The sequence below is a fragment of the Paraburkholderia sp. BL17N1 genome (assembly GCF_003634175.1).
Lineage (GTDB): Bacteria > Pseudomonadota > Gammaproteobacteria > Burkholderiales > Burkholderiaceae > Paraburkholderia.
Window position 1 is genome coordinate 3,072,853 of record NZ_RBIW01000001.1, and the last position, 19,222, is coordinate 3,092,074.

A 19,222-nucleotide genomic window follows, 5' to 3' on the forward strand; every position below is an offset into this window, starting at 1 on the left:
CGTGATGTGTGCAGACGGCGTTCCGCAGTGGGTCCGCCTGTGCGAACTCAGCGCGCTCCCCACGGTGGGGGCGCGCGGTTTCGATCTTCGGGCCCAAGGGGTTGATGATATATTTGTTGTCCGCCAGTACGACCTGCTGCGTGGCTACAGAAATTCGTGCCCGCACTGGCCTGGGGCAACACTGCCGTGGTGCAAGCACGGCTACCTCGATCCTACGATGCAGTACATCGTATGCCATGGACACGGAGCCAGATTCACGCTCGATGATGGACTGTGCGTACTGGGTCCGTGCCTTGGCCAAACGCTCGAAGCCATTCCACTACGAATCGAAGAAGACGCATATCTGAGCGCGTATCTTCCGCTCGATGATCCGGCGCTTTAAACCGAATAGCAGCCCCATCCTGCTCATATGACGAACAGTTGATCCGGCTTTTCATTCCCGCGTTGCTCAACATCCGATCGCGGCGCGGCGGGAACCTGCAAAGGGTTGGCTTTCCGGAACGGTGGAATCGCAGCCGTGACATAAGGGCAAGAGGTTCTGGAAGCGCCACTATCCGTGGCGCTTTTTCGCTGACGGGCGACTCGCGGAGTCAATTCGCTGACAGGCCGAGTCCAACGTGCGGGTGAGCCGACGTGAAAATAGAACCGGCTCTGCTGTCGCGTGACAGGGAAACTGGAATGCGGCTTATCGAATGCAAAGAGCTTTTTTACTAAGGGGTCGCTTGAGAAATCGGAAAATAGTCTATGATCGCCCTCGTTTTTGCAATGTTGAAGTGGTGAGGCGGTTGGCTTGCGTAAATCTATTCGGCGTCGTTGTGGGGATCGCTCCCCGTGCCACGATGAGATTCGCGCCTGACGGTCCTAAAAAGCACGTCGGCTTCGGTAAGCCGATATTTTCCACAGGTTGTCCGTCAGGCCGGTGTGCCGTTCACGTCATCAGAGTTCAACAGTCGCAAAACCAGGTAGATAGATCCAGGTGAGGCACGATTCGAACTTAAAGCATCACGTTTCCAGCGCGCTTCCAACCGGGTTGAACAAGGCGTTCCGCGCCGATAGCGCCCACGCGATGCGCGCGAATTTGTTCGCTAATGATTACTCTTACCGGATTGTCCTGCACGATGCAGTCATCGACACATTCGGGAAGTAGTGCGACCTGCTTGCGGTCATCGCCTTCGACGAATCGCTTCATGAGTCACCCGGTCTCAGTGCGTTGACTCAGTATAGGCGATCGATGTGTTTTCACACAGGCTGGACCCCTTGCTGTCAGTCACTCGCTCATTCTTAGGGGCCGAAGACAGGCAGTAAGCGGCCGATCAAACGTCTTGTTCGGTCGTCCAGGCTTTGCTTAACAAATGTCGGCGTTCTGCTTGTTTCGGTAGCGGTGCGTCGACGGAACTGACGCACCGTTCCCGCTCAAGCTAGCGGACGACCCATTTCACACGCAGGCGGAGCGATGTCCGCCGTGCTGCAGCGTCATGATGACAACGTGGGCTCATCCAAGCCAGCCCTTGATGGTATCTGCAATGACGTTGGTCGAGATGCCATAACGATAGTGCAAAGTCGGCAGCGCCCCCGCACCAAGAAATTCATCGGGCGGGGCGATTTGACGGTACATCGGCGTGACGCCCGCCGTGAGCAGCGTAGTTGCGACCGCTTCGCCAAGGCCGCCGATCACGGAATGATTCTCGGCAATCACAACCATCCGGCCCGTCCGTCGGGCCTCGCGCAAGATCGTCTCGGTGTCGAGCGGCTTGATCGTTGGCACGTGCAACACGCCAACGCCCACGTTGTCCGCTTCCAGCAACTTCGCCACCTCCAGCGAGCGCATGGTCATGATGCCAGACGATCCAGCCAATCGCCCGGGCGGCCTGTATGACTCGCCACCGCCCCCAAGCCGTCATCCATATCCGGCAACCGCTCCGATCGTCCAGAGCAACACCCAGCAGAGTGGGCGCCGGTTGCCATCAGAATTTATGACGGATGCCAACGCGAAACGAAGCCTGCTTATCGTTTGTCGAAGGTGTCAAACCGGTGATCTGTGCCACGGCGCTCTGCCCCAACGAGTCAGTGCCACTTGCCTTCTCATAGACCGCGATGGTGTAGACGTCGGTGCGCTTCGACAGGAAGTAGTCCAAACCCGCGCTAAACAGGTTGTAGTTCGCTCCCCCTTTACCACCCGCCCCGCCGTTACGAGTGTAGTCGTAGGCGATGCCAGCAAGAAGAGACGGCGTGAACTGATACTTTGCGTTGGCCTCTGCGTTGTTGAATGCCGCCGTACCCTTGTAGTGCAGCGTGTTCGGTCCAGACGCGGAACCCATATCTTCGAACCGTGTGTTGGAATAGGCGAGGTTGACATTGAGTGAACCAAGCGTCAGACCGGCGCCGACGCCTGCGATTTCGAGCCGATTCGCAGAGGCGTATCCGGCAAAGACCGGGTTACTCTGGGGACTCGTCGCGCTTCCGAAACTACCCAGGTTGTTGGTCGTAGCCGGCCCCGCATTCGGATTGGCCCCGAAGAACGACGTGTTCGGGTTCCGAATGTTGAGGTAGCCTGCGCCGATTGAAAACGGACCATTCGCGTAAGCAGCTCCGCCTCCCCAGATCCAGTTATTCGAAAACGAGCCCGGCGTGCCACCCAACGTCATCATGGCTTCGACGGTTAGCCCGCTGTAGCTGGTGCTACGGAACTTGATCGAGTTGTTGATCCGCCGGGTGTTGAGCGCGTTGTCGAGATCACTCGGGTGCGAGGACATGTATCCGCCCCATTGCGGCGCCGCGAGAAACGGCCCGTACAGATCCACGACGGGATCATACTGACGACCTAACGTCACCGTGCCAACCGGATTGCCCAGACCGACGTAAGCCTGCCGGCCGAACATCGCGCCCCCCTGATTCAGCACGCCGTTGTTGCTATAGAAACCGCTTTCGAGCAGGAAAAGCGCCTTCAGTCCGCTGCCCAGGTCTTCAGTCCCCTTCAGCCCCCAGCGGCTGCCCTGCAAGCCGGCCGAACCGCCTTCGATCATCGCAATCTGGTGTCCGCCTTTGAGACCTGTCGCGGCCTTCGCCGTTTGGACGCTGTTCGTGTAGTTCACGCCGCTGTCAATGATGCCATAGAGCGTGACGTTACTTTGCGCATACACAATCTCGGCCGAAAAACTAAGTATGACTAACGGAATAAAAGATTTTTTCATTGGGAATTCTCCTCCAGTATTTAGTTCTTGTCTCGCTGGGAGGCGTCGGGCATTTACCTGACGCCCGGGCGCGCACTCATTGTCTAGTGGCTCTGATTGGCGACAGCTCCGGGAGCATCAACCGCGTTCTGCTCATTGATCCGAATGAGGAATGTCATCAGGAACGACAACACGAGCAATGCCGAAAGGAACAAAAGACCCGGTGTCGCACTCTGCCCAGCCCCCTTGATATAACCAATCGCAAACGGCCCCACAAAGCCACCGAGATTACCGACCGAGTTAATCACGGCAATCGATACCGCAGCGGTCGAACGTGTGAGGAACAGCGTCGGCAACGCCCAGAACGGCGACTTGAAAGCGTAAAGGCCAGCGAGACTCAGGCTGATCATCGTGATCGACACATACGGATTGGTCGTGAGCCCTGCACCAAGCAGCGCTAATGCGGCGACCGCCAGCGGAATGGCTGAATGCAGGCGCCGCTCACTGTGTCGGTCCGAACTGCGCGACCACAACACCATGACGACGGTCGCAAAGATGTAGGGAATCATTGCGATGAGCCCAACCTGGGTGTGGCTCAATGCCTTCGAAAATCCCTTGATGATCTGCGGCATCCAGTAACCCACGCCCAGACTGCCACACTGATACACGAAATAGATGAACGACAGGTACAACACCTTCGGGTTGGTCATCGCCTTGAGCGAGCCGAAGTGTTTCGCGTCCGGACGCGCTTTGCGGTCATTGGCCAGTTCGTTAAGCAGCCAGTCCCGCTCTTCGGGTGTGAGCCACTTTGCGTCGGCAGGTCGATCGGTTAGATAGAGAAAGCACATGACGCCGCCAATCAAGGCCGGAATGCCTTCAAGAACGAGCATCCACCGCCACCCGCTCCAGTTCAACCAGTCGACGGTATCCATGATCCAGGTGCTCAGCGGCGCACCGATGATGTACGACACCGGGATAGCCGCGGTAAAGAGCGCAACTGTCGTGGCGAGTTCTTTAGCACGGAACCAATAGGTAAGGTAGACGATGATGCCGGGGAAGAAGCCTGCCTCTGCCACCCCCAGCAAAAAGCGAAGGACATACAGTTGCGTGGCGTTCTGCACGAAAGCGGAGATAACCGAGACGATCCCCCACGTAACGAGGATACGTGCGATCCATACGCGCGCCCCGAACCTGTTGAGCATGACATTGCCGGGCACCTCGAACAGAAAATAGCCGATGAAAAAGATGCCCGATGCGAAGCCGAACGCCTCGCTCGTCAAGGCCAGATCCCGGTTCATCTGTAACGCGGCATAGCCAATGTTTGCGCGGTCGAGGTAGGAGATGATGTACAGGATGAAAACGAACGGAATGATGCGCCAGGCGATCTTGCGAACAAGGGCACGTTCGTCGATTGCGGTTGTAGCTTGCATGTGGATCTCCATCTACGGGCGCGCCCGCTGGATTTCTTGAAATCGAAATTGCGGGTTACGCCTGATGTTCCGAGAACACCATGCACACAGGGCTGCCTGATTCGACAGAAAAACCCGTGGGCTTCAGTTGTCCCATGGACGGATCGACTGCGAACGCAACAATGCTGTCGCTTTCCTCGTTCAGTGCGTACATGAAGCGACCGTCGGGTGTGCACGTCATGAAGCGCGGCGTGCGTCCCAGTGTCGGCACTGCGTCGACAAAGGTCAGGTGTCCGCTTGTCTGATCGATACTGAACAGTGCGATGCTGTCGTAGCCACGATTCGACGCATACGCGAAGCGGCCAGTGCGATCGACTTCAATCTCCGACGCACGGCTATTGCCCGTGAAGGTATCGGGCAACGAAGACACGATCTGCACTGGCATCAAGGCGCCGTTGGTGGCTGAATACCGGTAGGTCGTCACCGTCGAGTCAAGCTCGTTCACGACATACGCATAGGCGCCATTGGGGTGAAAAGCCAGGTGGCGCGGACCCGACGTCTCACGTGCAACGACGAAGGCCGGGGATGCGGGCGTCAAATGACCATCCCTGAAGCGGAACGTGAAGATACGGTCAAGTCCCTTGTCCGGAACGATGACAAACTGGCCGGTCGGATCGAACGGATTGAAGTGAGGTTTGGACTGCTTCTGCTCGATACGATGTGGACCGATCGGGCCTTCGAGATGAACCAGTTGAGTCAGCTCCTGCAGCGAGCCGTCCGCGGCGATCGGCAGAACGGCAACGCTCGAGCCGATGTGATTCGACACCACGATGTAACGTCCCGAAGGATCGATCGCAAGATGCACCGGATTCTTGCCCTGTGTGCTCTGCCGGTTCATAAACGTGAGCTTGCCCGACGTCTTGTCCACCTTGAACGCGCTGATGTCGCTCATGTCACCGTGAACGGTGTAAAGACGTTCGCCGTTGCCGCTCAGAGCGAGGAACGATGGATTGACCAGGTCCTTGACGAGCTGGACGAATTTGAGCGCGCCCGTTTCCGTATTGACCTGATACACGCTGATCCCGTCGCCGTGGGCGTTCCGTTCGCGGGTCGTCCGCGATCCGACGTAAGCAAACATGGGTTTCTTTCCTTTGAAATCTGAGTAAGGTGCCGCCGTTTCCCCCGCAGAAACCGACCGGGCGATAGGACCTAATGCGGCCAACGCGCCGAGCGCCGTAGCGCCTTGAACGAGACGTCGTCTGGCATGGTTCGGGCCCTCTTTACGCCGGTCGCGACTGTTTTTTTCCACGTGGTGTCTCCAGATTGTTGTATTTGGGGTTTGCACTAGATTGCATTTTTACCTGGCAAAGTGCAAAAATACAGTCATGGAAAACACTTACTCCCCCACCGAGGCCCGTCTGAACGTCGATGGCGCGTCGTATCGCTACGTCGACCTGCCCGGGATGTTCGGCGACAAGCTCCGCGAATTGCCCGTCGTGCTGCGTCTGCTGCTGGAAAATGTCATCAGGAACACCGAAGGCGAAGAACGCCAGCAGGCCGTGGAAGGCATCCTCGGGTGGGCTGTGCACGCGACCAGCGAAGCTGAGATCGCGTTCCAGCCCAACCGGGTGTTGATGCACGACACGACGAGCACACCCGCGCTGGTCGACATTGCCGGTATGAGGGACGCACTGGCGGAGGCGGGAGCAGACCCTGCAGCCCTCAATCCGGTACTGCCTGTCGATTCGTCGGTCGATCATTCGCTGGCCGTCGAATACTTTGCGCAGCCAGATGCAGCGCCTTTGAATCTGCAACTCGAACTGCGTCGCAATGCAGAGCGGTACCGGTTTTTGCGTTGGGCATCGAAAGCGCTGAAGGGTGTGCGCATCCATCCGCCGGGCACGGGGATCATGCATACGATCAATCTCGAGCAACTCGCCACCGTTGTGACAACGGTGGCGCGTGACGGAGACCAGTGGGCCGTGCCGGATACGCTGATTGGCACAGACAGCCACACGCCCATGATCAATGGCATCGGCGTTCTTGGCTGGGGTGTGGGTGGACTCGAGGCGCAAACCGTCATGTTCGGCATGCCGGTGATGCAACGCATCCCCGACGTGATCGGCGTGCGGCTAACACAGGCAATGCGGCCCGGCGTGCTGGCCACTGATCTCGCGCTGACCGTCACCCAACGCCTTCGCGCCATTGGCGTGTCGGGCGAGTTCGTCGAGTTCTTTGGACCCGGTGTCGCGACGCTCAGCGCGGGTGACAGGGCGGTGGTTGCCAACATGGCCCCGGAATACGGCGCATCGACTGGTTTCTTCCCGGTCGATCAGCACACGCTCGACTATCTGCGCACTACAAACCGTCGGGAACCCTCGATCAGGCTGGTCGAGGCGTTCACGCAACGAGCAGGTCTGTGGTTCGATCCGCAGGCCGAGCCGCGTTACACGCGCACGATCGACATTGATTTAGGCAGCATCGGCATGCATGTCGCCGGTCCACGCCGACCACAGGATCTGCTCGACTACTCGCAGACCGCAGAAGCGCTCGCGAGTCTCAACTTCCATCCCGCGCAATCACATCCGTTGATGCCCAGGCATCCAGTTGCGATTGCCGCGATCACAAGCTGCACGAACACATCCGATCCCGCGCTACTCATCGCCGCCGGTCTGCTTGCTCGCAAGGCGCGGGCATCAGGCCTGAAAGTGCCGTCGTGGATCAAGACCTCTCTTGGTCCCGGGTCGCCCGCTGCCGCCGACTACCTCGAACGGGCCAATCTGATCGACGATCTGTCAGCGGTCGGATTTGACATCGTCGGCTACGGCTGCACGACCTGCATTGGAAATTCAGGGCCGTTGACTGCCCCGGTCCGTGATGGGTTGGCGCAAAAGAGCATCTATCCTGTTGCGATGCTGTCGGGAAACCGCAACTTTCCAGGCCGCATCCATCCCGATCTCGATCTCGGCTTCATCATGTCGCCACCGCTCGTGATTGCCTTTGCACTTGCGGGTGACGCGCAAATCGACCTGAGCCGTGACCCGATCCAACGGACTGTCGACGGCAAACCCGTCTATCTAAGCGACCTCTGGCCCAGCCGCGAAGAAGTCGCCGAGCTCGTCGCCGCAGCCGCCGATCCGCGTGACTATCCGCGTGCCTTCGCGCTCGCCAGCGAAAATCCGGCCTGGCACAAGCTCGACGCACCCGATAGCGCGCAGTTCCCCTGGAATCCGGCGTCGACGGCCCTGCGCAGACCGCCTTTCGCCTCCGCGACGCAGGGCAGCCAGCTCGGAGAATACAGCGCATATCCGCTGCTTGTGCTCGGCGACGACGTAACGACCGATCACATCTCGCCTGCCAGCGCGATCCCGAAGGACAGCTATGTTGCCGATTTTCTCGTCTCGCGAGGCGACGATCGCGACGACCTTAACGTCTTTGCGTCACGTCGCGGCAACTGGGAAGTGATGGTGCGCGCGGCCTTCTACAACAGGACGCTCGTCAACCACCTGCATGCTGGCATGCCCGTCGCGCATACGCTGCACGTACCGAGCGGTGATGTGCTGCCGATTTTCGAAGTCGCCCAGCGCTACCAGCGGGATGGCGACTCTGTCGTGCTCGTCGCGGGTGAACGTTACGGCACCGGCTCGTCGCGCGACTGGGCAGCCAAGGGTCAGCGGTTGCTCGGCATCCGCGCGGTGCTGGCTGCCAGCTTCGAGCGTATTCATCGCTCGAACCTGATTGGCATGGGCATTCTGCCGCTTCGGTTCGCGTCCGGCTCGGGCCCGGATTCCCTTGATCTTGGGCCGGGTGATAAGCTCGAAGTCGACGCACCGGCCGATATGCTGTCACCCCGCTGCAGGATCCCCGTGCGTATCGTGCGAGCGAACGGAAAGGTGCAAGCCGTCGAGGCGACGGCGGCGGTTGAAACCCGGCTCGAATGTACGTTGTTGCGTTCGGGAGGCGTCATCCCGCTGATATTGCAAAGAAGTCTGGCGAAGCAGGAGGTTTGAGACATAGCCACTGCTGCGTTTGCGTTTAAAGCAGAAGGCAAAACTCACATGATTGACAGATCCATCGCGACCCAGATTGTTGAACTGATCAGGACAGAAGAACTTGACGCAGGCGCGCATCTGCCGGCGCAGATGCTCGCGGACCGCTTGCGTGTCTCCCGTTCGCCCGTCAATGAGGCGCTTGCCCTGTTACATGAAAAAGGCATCCTGACGCGCGAGAAGAATCGGGGGTTCTTCGTCGCAAAGCCTGTCATCGAACCGCTATCGGATCTCGTGGGAGAACTGGGGCTGGCCGAAACCGACCTCGTGACAAGTGCGTATTTCCAGATCGCGGATGATCGCCTGAAAGGCGAATTGCCTGACGAGTTCTCCGAACAGCTGATTCGCAACCGGTACGGATTGACCAGCGCACAGCTGACGACCGTCCTGGGACGTATTGCACAGGAGGGCTGGGCCGAGCGCAAGCCCGGTTACGGATGGCAGTTCTCATCAATGCTGACAACGCCCGACAGTCTGTTGAAGTCATACCGGCTGCGTCTTGCGCTCGAACCAGCCGCGCTGCTGGAACCTGGATACCGGCTCGAGCGCAAGGTGCTCGAACGATGTCGCGATGTGGAAAAGCATCTGCTCGCAGGCGGCATCGAAACCGACACCGCGGACCAACTGCACGAGCGGGGTGTGCGGTTTCACGAGTCGCTGGTCGAGGCTTCCGGAAACGGTTTTTTTATTGACACGATCCGGCGGGTCAACCGCGTACGCCGCCTGCTGTCGTATCGCTCCATGCAGCATCGGGAGCGCTATGTCGAACACGCGAAGCAACATCTGCATGTCCTTGATCTGCTCGAACGTGAGCGAAACGAGGAAGCGTCCGAGGCAATGCGGGAGCACCTGCTTCACACGCTCGATGCGTTGTCCCGTATCAGCGAAATTCTTGAACCTTAGACCGCGTGCTCAAAAATGCGGTCACAACGAAAGCATCCATGAACATCGATCAATCCGTTGTCGCCGCGTTCACGCCAACTGGCAAGCTCCGCGCATCTATCAATCTCGGCAATCCGATTCTTGCGAATAAAAGTCCGGAAACCGGCGAGCCCTTCGGCGTCTCGGTCGATCTTGCGCGGGCGTTCGCCGGGAGGCTCAACGTCGAACTGGAGCTGGTGGTCTTTGACGCGGCCGGGAAATCAGTTCAGGCAGTGAGTGAGGAGCGCGCTGATTTCGGCTTCTTTGCCGTCGATCCACTGCGTGGAGAGACAATTGCATTCACGGCACCCTACGTATTGATCGAAGGCTTCTATCTCGTGCGCGATGAATCACCCATCAAAACCAATCAGGATGTTGATCACAGGAAGAACCGCGTCGCGGTTGGCCAGGGAAGCGCCTATGACCTGTTCCTGACCCGTGAGCTGAAGACGGCCCAAATCGTTCGCGCGCCGACTTCACCGAGCGTCGTAGCGACTTTCCTCGAACAGAATCTGGAGCTGGCAGCGGGCGTGAAGCAGCAGCTCGAGGCTGATGCACGAACGGCCGTTGGGCTGCGATTGCTCGACGAGCGGTTCATGGTGATACAGCAGGCGATGGGTACGCCCAAGAGTCGAGGCAGTGTCGCGGCCGAGGTGCTGGGCACTTTTGTCGAGGACATGAAGGCTTCGGGATTCGTGGGTGATTCGCTGAGGCGCCATGGAATCGTTGGTGCGGCTGTGGCGCCGGAAGCATAGTCGCGGCGGTTGGGATCAGTGGCTGCTTTGCGCCTGGATGTGGTCGCACACGAGACCCCAACGAGCGACTCTACATGGCCCGACATCAGCCCTTCGCCGTCGAACTGTCGACAGACAGACGACATGCTTTCGATTCGGGCCGGTGAGATGCCACGCTTCGTTGCGAATCCCCGAAACCCTGAAAACGGCCGCGACAGCCTGAAATTTGATTCGATTGCGTCGGAACAAACGTGCTCTGTATGACGACAAGTTGCAGATCTGGTTGTGGTGCTCGCTCGCTGACAACGTAACGTGGGATCTCATTGCAGCCTCGGGGTTCGACTGGCTGGCCATCGACATGGAGCACTCTCCGAACGACCTGCCCAGCGTACTGATCCAGCTCCTGGTTACGGACGCCGATCCCTCGAAGCATTGGTGCGGCTGCCGAGTTCTGATCCTTACCTGACCAGACAGCTCCCGGATACTGGCGCGCGTTAGCTGATCTTCCCGTGCATAGAGAGCGCGGCGGAAGCTGTGGCGATTGTTGAACAGACCCGGTATCCGATGAAGGGTAAGCGCGGGGTCGCTGGCTTGCAGCGAGCCAACCGCTATGGACGCGTGCCTAACAATCATCGCAACGCCTCTGAGGACATCGCCCTGGTGATGCAGATTGAGTCGCCCGCTGGCGTGAAAGCGGCGGCCGAAATCGCATCCGTAGGCGGAGTTGACGCGACCTTCGTTGGTCCGTCGGATCTGGCAGCGACGATGGACTATCTTGGCAATGCGTCGGACCAGGCAGGGCAGGCGGCTATCTCGGAAGCACAGCGGGCGGCCCGGAGTGTCAGCATGAGCCGCCGCGAACCTCGCGCCGGCTCATGCTGACGCGCGTCGATACATTGAAAGCGAATGTTGGCAGAGGGCATTTGACATAAAAGAAATGAGCAAAATTTTGACTTGTAGCGGCAACATGAGATTGTCGTGTTCCTTGTAGGCCCAGTGTTGGACATCCAGTTCATTGCGTCGGCGACGAATACGACGCGCACGACCACTATGACGATGCGGAGACAGCGCGGACGACTCTCTGGAATTCAAGCGTTGGCCCCTTGGGCGCCCAAAACCGGCGCAAGCCTATCCTGCCATACTTTGTTTTCACGTCTTTATTTTCGCGTGGCGCACATTGCGTGAGTGCATCTCACCGTGCGGGTGCGAAAAGACGGGCTACCCGATCAAAACGGCGCACCCGAACGCGCAGAAAAACCACGCATCTCGTCCGTCAGGTCCAAGAGCCCGACGCAGAAAGAAGGAGTGAAATCTGCTGTACCTCCGCGAATAGATGGACTGTGGCTGCAATGAACCGTACCCACCAAGTGCAGGAAAGCTGCGCATCTCGCGCAGCAAGGTGAACCGGAACTGGCGAAAAGAACGACGCCGCAGTGAATCTGTTTGCTCGTCTCGCGCAGATAAACAACGCGACCGAAAGCCGTGAGACCCGTGCCTCGGCGCAATTTTCGAGAACATTAGCGGACACCCTGCACAAGAAAATGTGATGGCGACGCGCGACAGGCTGTCGAGCTTGCGCAGATTGAATGAGCCGACCATCATCAGGTCGCGCAGTAAACACTGCAGCGGCGACGTACATCACATCAGGTTTCGCAACTCCCGCCCATCACGTGGTGCATGCATATCAATGGCAAAGCGTTGCCCGGAAGAGCTTGGGACTGTTCGATCGCAAGGCCGATATGAATGTGCGATGCCTAGCAGGCTGTTGAAAAGCGCCCCGTCATGACGACCGAAGCTATGTTCAGGAGACTTGCGCGTGCAATTTCCCGCTGAATTACCGGTTTGCCGCGCTGTCCGCGCGGGGCATGCGCACGCATGCTGCCCTTCTGGCGCGCAGTCTTCGCGCCGTGGCGGCTCATCGCGTCGCTCCTTGCGGCACCACATCTGGCATTCGGGCCATGCGGGTCAGATTGCTCGCAACCATCGTCAGTTTGAAGTGCTGGTCGACGCGCCGGATGCCACGATAGACCGTCTGCCGGATCCGACCGACCGTTTTACCCCAGCCGAAATGCTCTTCGATACGTTTGCGGATGATCTGGCTGATCCTGTAGCCCGCATGCCGCGAAGTGCGACCGTCGATCGCGCTACCACCTTGGCGATCATCGTTGCGCGCGACATGCGGCGTTACATTGCGAGCCCGGCAATCGTTCACGAAGTCGCGGGTGTCATACGCCTTGTCGGCACCGACTGTCTTCGTATGAGCGCCTGGCACGCAGTCGAGCAATTGCAACGCGCTCGCCCGCTCGGCAAAACCATCCGCGTGACTGACCACGGCGCCGACCACCAGCCCCGAGCGGTTCTCCATCAGGATGTGTCCGTGGTAGCACAGGATGGCCGGGCTCTTGTGGCTCTTCTTGAACAATCGCGCCTCCGGATCAGTAGTCGACTCGTGCGTGGCATTGCTACGTCGCTCGCCTTTCCAGTCAGTGTCGGCGTTACGGCCACCGCCGGCTGGCGGACCATCGTCCGGGCCGTCCTTGCGGCGGAAGCTCTTGTGACTGGCCCACGCCTGAATCAGCGTGCCGTCCACCGAGAAATGGTCTCTCGACAGCAGGCCCCGCTTGTCCGCCAGGCTCATGACTTCAGTGAAGAACGCTTCCACGACTTCATGCTCCAGCAGCCGGTCGCGGTTCTTCGAGAACGCCGAGTGGTCCCACACGGTGTCCTCAATCGCCAGCCCGACAAACCAGCGCAACAGCAGGTTGTAGCGCATCTGCTCCATGAGCATGCGCTCGCTGCGCACCGAGTAGAACACCTGCAACAGCAGCGCCCGCATCAGCTTCTCGGGCGCAATCGAGGCACGGCCGGTGTCCGCGTAGATGACGCTGAACAGCCCGTTGAGCCGTTTCAACGCATCATTCACCAGCAACCGGATCGGTCGCAACGGGTGATCCGCCGGGACGAAGTCCTCGAGCTTGACTGTCGTGAACAGGGGTTCCTGCATCTCATCCATTCCGCGCATCGCATCCGCTGCCAAAAATCATGAACACGATATCCATAACGCCCGTCCCTCAAACCCCGTTTACACGGGATCCAAATTCAACAGCCTGCTAGGGCACTTGCCGTTGAGTTGCCTGCGTACCACGGCGCAAAAAAATTTTCTGTTCCGGCGAATTCCGGCGAATTCCGGGGCATACCGGGAAGTACCGACGTCCCGGTCGGGGCCGATGTTCGAACGTTGACGAGCGTTAGCCCATTCAGCAAGATGGCGAGAAGACAGCGCGTTGGAGTACATGATGCCCGTGGTGAAGAGCTTTACCCAGGCGCAATGGGGCGCAGCGGCCCGGCGTCTGGAGGCGCTGCCGGAAAAGCCTGCTCATGAGCATCGCGTCAACGTGCGGGATGCGGTGAAGTCAATGCGGTCACGAATCAGTGACGCGCAAAGGAAAGGATACACGCTCGACGAGATCGTCCAGCAACTCGCGCAGGAAGGTGTGGACATCAGTGCCAGCACACTAAGATATGCGATGCAGCGCGCCACAAAAGATAGCCGATCCCAACCAGTGGAGAAGAAGGCAACGACGGTATCCGCCACGGGATCGCAGCGCGTTAGGAAGCAGGATCAGGCGAGACTGCTGCACGCGGATAAAACGCGCAGCGGACATCAGCAGGATGGGGGAAGGGCAGACAGCAAGCCGGGGGCGATGGTCATGCGGGACGTGTTCTCGTTCGAAATCACGCCCGATGTCGAAAACCTGTAGAGGACCCTAAATGAATGCGACGACTTACCCCATTTTTCTGGTTGGCGGTAGCAAGGGGGGCGTGGGCAAGAGCCTTGTTTCGCTCGCGTTCACCGACTATCTTCAGCGCCAGGATATTCCCGTCACGTTGGTGGAAACCGATACGTCCAATCCGGACGTGATGAAGGCCGTTCAGGAGGAGATGCATTGCATTGCCTATGATCTCGATGAAGCCGAAGGCTGGATCGGCCTTGTCAACTTTTGCGACGAACACCGTGATGCAGCCGTCATCGTCAACACTGCGGCCCGCAACCAGCCGGGCGTTGCACAGTTCGGTGCCACACTGGCAACGACGCTCGGCGAGTTGCGACGTCAACTCGTTGTGCTCTGGGTAATCAACAGGCAGCGAGACAGCCTTGAACTGTTGCATGCATTCAGCCGTACATTTCCCGATGCGGTGACGCATGTCGTACGCAATGGTTATTTCGGTACGCCCGACAAGTTTGCGCTGTATCAGGCGTCACAGCTTCGCAAGACCGTCGAGGCACGCGGCCACTCGCTCGATTTTCCCGATCTGGCGGATCGTGTCGCGGACGAGCTGCGTATCCAGCGTATGTCGATCCGCAAGGCGGCGAGAAAAATGCACATTGGCGAGCGGGCGGAACTGCTGCGCTGGCGGGTGCTGTGCGACGTGATGTTCTCGAAGGTGCTCGGCGCTAGCGGGGCGACACCTGAGCAGACGCATGAACAGTAAGCGGTCGAAGCCGGTCGATCCGCTTGTCCGCATTTTTCGGGCGGTGTCCGGCGAGGTTCCGGATGCGGCCAGCCTTGCGCGCATGCATCAGGTGTCGAGCGTACTGGACTTGCGCGATAACGACGCGTTATGGTCGATCATCGCCGTGCTTGAGTATTACGCGCGCATGTATGAAGCGATGCCGGAACGAATCCGATGGGCGAGCGAGGGAAGTCTCGAAGCCGCGCGTCGAGAGGTTGGCGGCGCGAGTGAGGCGCTGATGCAGCAGCATCGCGAGGCGCTCGAGCGGTGCAAGGCGACCATCCAGCTGGCGGAAAACCTCATTCACGAGCATGAGGCCCGCTACCGGGCCTCCCTGGCGAACCTGAACGAAACCGCGCTGACCGTCATGATAGAGCGCATGACGATTCAGGTGGCGTGTGCGGCGGGTAACCGGCTGATTGGCGCAGCGGCACTTTCCGCACGCGAGCAGCGCGAGCTGATGAGCAACGCGATCGGCAAGTTCGGGCAGGCGGTGGATACGGCGGAGGGCCGGGTCGAGGCGATGGCGACACGCATGGAGCGGCGCTTCGCACGCTCCATGCGTCGCATGTTACTGGTCGGCGGTGTCATCTTGTGCCTGACGGTCCTAGGTGCGAGTGGGCTGGCGTACTGGGGGACCGGGTGTCATCTTGCGGGCGCGCACTGCGAGGCGGGGCGGTCCAGATAGGCAGACGGCAGGCCTTGAATGGCTTGGCCGTCTGCCTTGCCCCTTTTTGGGGTGGTGGTTATGCGATGGGGCGACCGGTCGGCGCGATGTTCACGCTGGTGGCGGTTGGAAAGGGCCACGGCGGCGGTTCGCTGCCGGTTGCAAGGGGCGCTGCTACATCGCGCGCGCTGCCGCTGACGTGCTCTGTGCTGGTGCCTGCCATCGTTTCCGGTTCGGTTTCGTCGTCCTCGTCGCTATCCTCGTCCTCGTCGCGGATAGCCCAGGCGGGTGTGACCGGGACTTCGCGATCGGTGAGGATTTCCGGGAGCCATGCTGCCTTCGCGAGCCGAAGCTCGGCGGCGGTTGCCGCATCGGCTTTCTTCATCCTGTCGAGATCGGCAGCGGCTTTCGGCGACACGGCGGCAGACACGACTTCAGCGATGCGCGCCTTGCTGACATGATCGAAATACGTGGCGCGGGTCGGCGTCCAGTACTTGGTCATGTCGAGGTTCAGCGCGCTCGCGAGTGCGTTGATCGTGTGCGGCTTTTCTTCCGTTGTGATGCCATCGAGCAGCGTGCCAGTGCAGAACGCGAGCAGGTCGAGCAGCGTCGTGCCGGGATCCTGGTCGATCAGCCACGGCAACAGGTCGGCCCGTTTTGCGGGCAATTCCGCGATCCAGCGTGCACGCTGCGTCTCGATAGCGTTCCATGCCGGACTGGCGGGCAGGTCGTCGGTGGCGCGCAGCAGGCTGTCGTGATTGTTTTCGCCGGACAGTGCCAGATAGCCGCGCGAGGAGGTGTGCCCGTATTGCTCGGGTAGCGCCGCCGGGACCAGCTGTCGCAGGAATGCCGCGAGCGCAATAGCGGGTTGCGCGACGAGTTCCGCATGGATGGCGGCGGTACGGTGTGCGGTGAGGCGCTGGCAGAGCTTAGCGCTGTGGACGGGTTTGATCTTCTGTACTTTCGCGGACAGCGTATCCGGCGCTTCGGCTTCCGGGATGCCGGTGACCGTTGCGCCCGCCGCATCGAGCGCCGCGCTGTTCTCGCGCCGCACGAGGCCGCGTTCGATGACGAGTTCGCCCTGCCGGCCGACGATCACGAATGCGCCGGCTTCGGCCATCTGCTGCGTGTCCCATACCACCGTGCGGCCTTCGAGCGCGATGATTGCGCCATTGACCCGCTCGATTTCGTCGTTGAGCCGGTCGGCTTCTTCGTAGGCGTTATCGTCGTCCTCCGACAGCGCCTCGATCTTTTCGGCCAGTTCGTCCTGCTGCGCGGTGAGTGCATCCATATCGCGCTGTTCGTCCGCGGCGTACGGACGCTGGACCGGGCGCAGCCTGCCGTAACAGTTCAGTTCCAGAAAATCACGCTCGATGCGCGTTTCCGCCCAGCCCCACCCCTCTGCGCGTACATCACTGGCAGCGGCATCGAGCTTTTCCGCGACGAGCTTCTGCAACAGGTCGGCGTCGGCAATGTATCCCGCGTGCTCGTCGTCGCTGAAAAGGTCACGGCGCACATAGCCGCCTGCTGCCTCATAGGCCGCAAGGCCGACGAAACGCACGAGGCGACTTTGGCTGGCATCGATTTCGGCGCGCGTGATGGCCTGCCGCAGGTAGTTCGGCTGGCGCTGCCACTCGTTCGCCTCGGACCAGATATGCTCCTGCGTCTCGTGGTCGTTCGCGAGGGAGAGCGCGGCCAACTGGTCGAGCGTGATCGCGTCCTCGCGCAACAGCGTCAGCAGCTTCGGGGACACGTTGGCAAGCTTCATGCGCCGTTTGACCGTGAGTGGCGAAGCGGAGAAAAGCGCGGCGATGTAATCGACGCTGCGGCCTTCCTCCGACAGCATCCTGTACGCGCGCAGCACGTCGAACGGGTCGAGCCCTTCGCGTTCGCTGTTCTCGATCAACGAAATGGCGAGGGCCTCGCCTTCGCTGACGATCCGTACCGGCACCGGGTAATCGGCAGCGATGTGTCTCTGCTCGTACAGCAGGTCGAGCGCGGCCTCGCGGCGCTGACCCGCGCAGACGCCATATTTGCGTTGCTTGATGCGCGCGCCCTTCATTTCATGAACGACGAGGTTTTGCAGCAGACCTTTCGCGCGGATGTTGGCAGCGAGGGGCGGAATGCCCGACAGGGGTTTCGTGCGGGCATTGAGCGGTGAGGGCCGCAGGCTGGAATACGGCACTGTCACGATTGGCTGCTCGTTACCGAAATTGGTTTCGAGCGGAGAGCCCGTTTCGGAGGTATTTGCCGTGGTGGTTTCGGTTTGGCTTTGCATGACTGACCCCATAAAAGTTGAGAACGAAGATTCCGGGTCCGCTACCGGATTCCATCAGGACGCAACCCGGACAGGAGTCCTGATGGAATGAGGGGAGGCGGCGTGCAGTTGTCTCTGGCGCACTTACGCTTTCATCTGGCGCATGGCGTCAGCGAGCATCCACAGTGCGCGGTTGAGCTTCACGTTCTGGTCGATGCCAGTGATCGGACGCGTGGACATCGCACGCCCGCTGCGCGAGCGACCATGCAGGCCACCCTTCGTGAGGTTTTCCTGAACGCGGTTAAAGACCGTCCAAAGGTCGGTGCGGCGATCCTCGAAACGGCGCGGCATCAGTAGCTGACTTTCGCTGACCGGGGCGGGTGCCTCGGCGTCGGTGGGGTCGTAGCGCAGGGCGAGAGCGGAGCGGGCGAACGCTTGCTGTTCATCGAGGTTCAGTTCGACGGTGCGCATACCGTCCTTCTGGTCGCTGATCAGGTCGAATCCATCGAGCACGTCGAATGCGCCGTTAATAACGTTCTGGACGATGTTGCCCTTGTGCGGCACGCGGATATCACGGACGCTGTCGCCTGCCACCATGCCGTTCTGGCAGACGAAGCGCAGCACGCCCGCGAGCATCTGGTAACTGCTGGTGCCGTCGTGCGAGTTCAGCAGCACGATTTCGTTGGCTTCGTCCCCGATGATCTGCTCGGTATGGCGAAGCCGGAGCATGTGCTTTGTGTACTCGCGCTTGCCTTCGTCACGCACGCGGGTTTGACACACCATGAACGGCTGGAACCCTTCGTTGCGAAGGCCGCGCAACACGTTGATGGTGGGAATGTAGGTGTAGCGTTCCGAACGGCTTTCGTGCTTGCCGTCCGCGAAAATCGACGGCGCTACATGGCGAATCTGGTCGTCCGACAGAGGCGAGTCGGCGCGCAGGATCGGCGAGCCGTAACGGAAAGAGGATGCGAGTTGCATGGCAGTCTCCACAGTCAAGGTTGAGGTCTGAAACCGGGCGGAGGAATGCGCCGTGCCGTTGCGGCTGGACACTTTCCGGTGGAACTCGGGGTTGGCCTTGCTGCCGCTAGGCTCCCGGGTTTCCGCCCGTGCGACTGGAGGAGCCGATAGCGGGCAGGCGTCAAGGAAAAAGGCGAGGGAGGGGTGCGGGCAACACGGTCCCTTGCCCCTTGATGCCTGCCCGCTATCGGCTACGGTCGCGGGTCAAGGGCGGTAACCAGGGGGCCGGATGCATGCCGCGTTCCGGGTGGACCGGGCAGCGGTGCCGCGGATGCGGCATCTTGCTCGAAGGCGACCGGGTCAACTGCTGCGCCAGGGATTGATGCCCGTCAGGGGCGAGACGCGGAACGGGGCTCGACGCGCAGCGCGAAAGCCCGGTCACGGCGCGTAAGCGGCGGGGGCGCCCGACATTGAGCCAGGTCGCGCCCTTCCGGTAGCCGCCGGGGTGCCTTCGCATGCCGGATGAACAAGCGCGGAGACGGT

Annotated in this window: 15 protein-coding genes and 1 pseudogene; 8 read left to right on the plus strand and 8 right to left on the minus strand. The window is 60.2% G+C overall.

The genetic code is table 11. From position 1 onward, the window contains the following. Nucleotides 1-4: 4 nt before the first annotated feature. A complete protein-coding gene (locus tag B0G82_RS13865; protein ID WP_116148536.1) occupies nucleotides 5-382 on the plus strand; it encodes a Rieske 2Fe-2S domain-containing protein in 378 nt (125 codons plus the stop codon). A 612-nt stretch (nucleotides 383-994) separates the two neighbouring features. Here B0G82_RS13865 and B0G82_RS13875 read toward each other — a convergent pair. The 5 genes and pseudogenes from B0G82_RS13875 to B0G82_RS13895 all read right to left on the minus strand — a co-directional run bounded on the left by B0G82_RS13875 (nucleotide 995) and on the right by B0G82_RS13895 (nucleotide 5,717). After that, nucleotides 995-1,189, minus strand: a complete 195-nt coding sequence (locus B0G82_RS13875) for a hypothetical protein (protein WP_121307661.1) — start codon at nucleotides 1,187-1,189, stop codon at nucleotides 995-997. A gap of 303 nt (nucleotides 1,190-1,492) precedes the next feature. Further along, a pseudogene (locus tag B0G82_RS13880) lies at nucleotides 1,493-1,846 on the minus strand (transketolase C-terminal domain-containing protein); the annotation flags it as partial. 118 nt (nucleotides 1,847-1,964) lie between these two features. After that, nucleotides 1,965-3,191, minus strand: coding sequence for a porin (locus B0G82_RS13885; protein ID WP_121307662.1), 1,227 nt, complete (start codon nucleotides 3,189-3,191; stop codon nucleotides 1,965-1,967). Between the two features lie 83 nt (nucleotides 3,192-3,274). After that, nucleotides 3,275-4,600, minus strand: a complete 1,326-nt coding sequence (locus B0G82_RS13890) for an MFS transporter (protein ID WP_121307663.1) — start codon at nucleotides 4,598-4,600, stop codon at nucleotides 3,275-3,277. Nucleotides 4,601-4,655: 55 nt separating this feature from the next. After that, nucleotides 4,656-5,717: a lactonase family protein gene (locus B0G82_RS13895; RefSeq protein ID WP_121307664.1), complete on the minus strand. Its 1,062-nt coding sequence runs from the start codon at nucleotides 5,715-5,717 to the stop codon at nucleotides 4,656-4,658. A 247-nt stretch (nucleotides 5,718-5,964) separates the two neighbouring features. On the opposite strand from B0G82_RS13895, the gene acnA reads away from it, so the two are divergent. The 4 genes from acnA (at nucleotide 5,965) to B0G82_RS41075 (ending at nucleotide 11,165) form a co-directional block, all read left to right on the plus strand. After that, nucleotides 5,965-8,589 (plus strand): aconitate hydratase AcnA, encoded by a 2,625-nt coding sequence (gene acnA / locus B0G82_RS13900; RefSeq protein WP_121307665.1) that lies wholly within the window; start codon nucleotides 5,965-5,967, stop codon nucleotides 8,587-8,589. A gap of 48 nt (nucleotides 8,590-8,637) precedes the next feature. Continuing rightward, complete coding sequence (locus tag B0G82_RS13905; RefSeq protein WP_116142001.1) at nucleotides 8,638-9,531, plus strand: GntR family transcriptional regulator; 894 nt, start codon at nucleotides 8,638-8,640, stop codon at nucleotides 9,529-9,531. A 38-nt stretch (nucleotides 9,532-9,569) separates the two neighbouring features. Then, nucleotides 9,570-10,304: an ABC transporter substrate-binding protein gene (locus B0G82_RS13910; protein ID WP_121307666.1), complete on the plus strand. Its 735-nt coding sequence runs from the start codon at nucleotides 9,570-9,572 to the stop codon at nucleotides 10,302-10,304. Between the two features lie 492 nt (nucleotides 10,305-10,796). Further along, nucleotides 10,797-11,165, plus strand: a complete 369-nt coding sequence (locus tag B0G82_RS41075; RefSeq protein ID WP_277872790.1) for an aldolase/citrate lyase family protein — start codon at nucleotides 10,797-10,799, stop codon at nucleotides 11,163-11,165. A 1,033-nt stretch (nucleotides 11,166-12,198) separates the two neighbouring features. Here the strand turns inward: B0G82_RS41075 and B0G82_RS13925 are convergent. Beyond that, nucleotides 12,199-13,305 (minus strand): IS5 family transposase, encoded by a 1,107-nt coding sequence (locus tag B0G82_RS13925; RefSeq protein WP_199730085.1) that lies wholly within the window; start codon nucleotides 13,303-13,305, stop codon nucleotides 12,199-12,201. Nucleotides 13,306-13,576: 271 nt separating this feature from the next. Here B0G82_RS13925 and B0G82_RS13930 point away from each other — a divergent pair, with 271 nt between their 5' ends. The 3 genes from B0G82_RS13930 (at nucleotide 13,577) to B0G82_RS13940 (ending at nucleotide 15,486) form a co-directional block, all read left to right on the plus strand. Continuing rightward, a complete protein-coding gene (locus B0G82_RS13930; RefSeq protein ID WP_241974544.1) occupies nucleotides 13,577-14,044 on the plus strand; it encodes a hypothetical protein in 468 nt (155 codons plus the stop codon). A gap of 10 nt (nucleotides 14,045-14,054) precedes the next feature. Further along, nucleotides 14,055-14,777 carry a protein mobD gene (locus tag B0G82_RS13935; protein ID WP_121307671.1) on the plus strand — a complete coding sequence of 241 codons (723 nt, stop codon included), beginning with the start codon at nucleotides 14,055-14,057 and terminating at the stop codon, nucleotides 14,775-14,777. Between the two features lie 82 nt (nucleotides 14,778-14,859). Next, nucleotides 14,860-15,486, plus strand: a complete 627-nt coding sequence (locus B0G82_RS13940; RefSeq protein ID WP_241974545.1) for a hypothetical protein — start codon at nucleotides 14,860-14,862, stop codon at nucleotides 15,484-15,486. Nucleotides 15,487-15,544: 58 nt separating this feature from the next. Here B0G82_RS13940 and B0G82_RS13945 read toward each other — a convergent pair whose 3' ends face one another. Together B0G82_RS13945 and B0G82_RS13950 are read right to left on the minus strand one after the other, a co-directional pair. Next, nucleotides 15,545-17,743, minus strand: a complete 2,199-nt coding sequence (locus B0G82_RS13945) for a ParB/RepB/Spo0J family partition protein (protein WP_121307673.1) — start codon at nucleotides 17,741-17,743, stop codon at nucleotides 15,545-15,547. A 123-nt stretch (nucleotides 17,744-17,866) separates the two neighbouring features. Beyond that, nucleotides 17,867-18,700, minus strand: a complete 834-nt coding sequence (locus B0G82_RS13950; RefSeq protein WP_121307674.1) for a DUF932 domain-containing protein — start codon at nucleotides 18,698-18,700, stop codon at nucleotides 17,867-17,869. Nucleotides 18,701-19,222: the final 522 nt, after the last annotated feature.

Bases quoted from the DNA above. Each gene is read 5' to 3' on its own strand.
- B0G82_RS13930 (WP_241974544.1), top strand. From the start codon at position 13,577: ATGATGCCCGTGGTGAAGAGCTTTACCCAGGCGCAATGGGGCGCAGCG.
- B0G82_RS13890 (WP_121307663.1), bottom strand. From the start codon at position 4,600: ATGCAAGCTACAACCGCAATCGACGAACGTGCCCTTGTTCGCAAGATC.
- B0G82_RS13940 (WP_241974545.1), top strand. From the start codon at position 14,860: ATGCATCAGGTGTCGAGCGTACTGGACTTGCGCGATAACGACGCGTTA.
- B0G82_RS13950 (WP_121307674.1), bottom strand. From the start codon at position 18,700: ATGCAACTCGCATCCTCTTTCCGTTACGGCTCGCCGATCCTGCGCGCC.
- B0G82_RS13925 (WP_199730085.1), bottom strand. From the start codon at position 13,305: ATGCGCGGAATGGATGAGATGCAGGAACCCCTGTTCACGACAGTCAAG.
- B0G82_RS13865 (WP_116148536.1), top strand. From the start codon at position 5: ATGTGTGCAGACGGCGTTCCGCAGTGGGTCCGCCTGTGCGAACTCAGC.
- B0G82_RS13885 (WP_121307662.1), bottom strand. From the start codon at position 3,191: ATGAAAAAATCTTTTATTCCGTTAGTCATACTTAGTTTTTCGGCCGAG.
- B0G82_RS13905 (WP_116142001.1), top strand. From the start codon at position 8,638: ATGATTGACAGATCCATCGCGACCCAGATTGTTGAACTGATCAGGACA.
- B0G82_RS13910 (WP_121307666.1), top strand. From the start codon at position 9,570: ATGAACATCGATCAATCCGTTGTCGCCGCGTTCACGCCAACTGGCAAG.
- B0G82_RS13895 (WP_121307664.1), bottom strand. From the start codon at position 5,717: ATGTTTGCTTACGTCGGATCGCGGACGACCCGCGAACGGAACGCCCAC.
- B0G82_RS13875 (WP_121307661.1), bottom strand. From the start codon at position 1,189: ATGAAGCGATTCGTCGAAGGCGATGACCGCAAGCAGGTCGCACTACTT.
- acnA (WP_121307665.1), top strand. From the start codon at position 5,965: ATGGAAAACACTTACTCCCCCACCGAGGCCCGTCTGAACGTCGATGGC.
- B0G82_RS13945 (WP_121307673.1), bottom strand. From the start codon at position 17,743: ATGCAAAGCCAAACCGAAACCACCACGGCAAATACCTCCGAAACGGGC.
- B0G82_RS13935 (WP_121307671.1), top strand. From the start codon at position 14,055: ATGAATGCGACGACTTACCCCATTTTTCTGGTTGGCGGTAGCAAGGGG.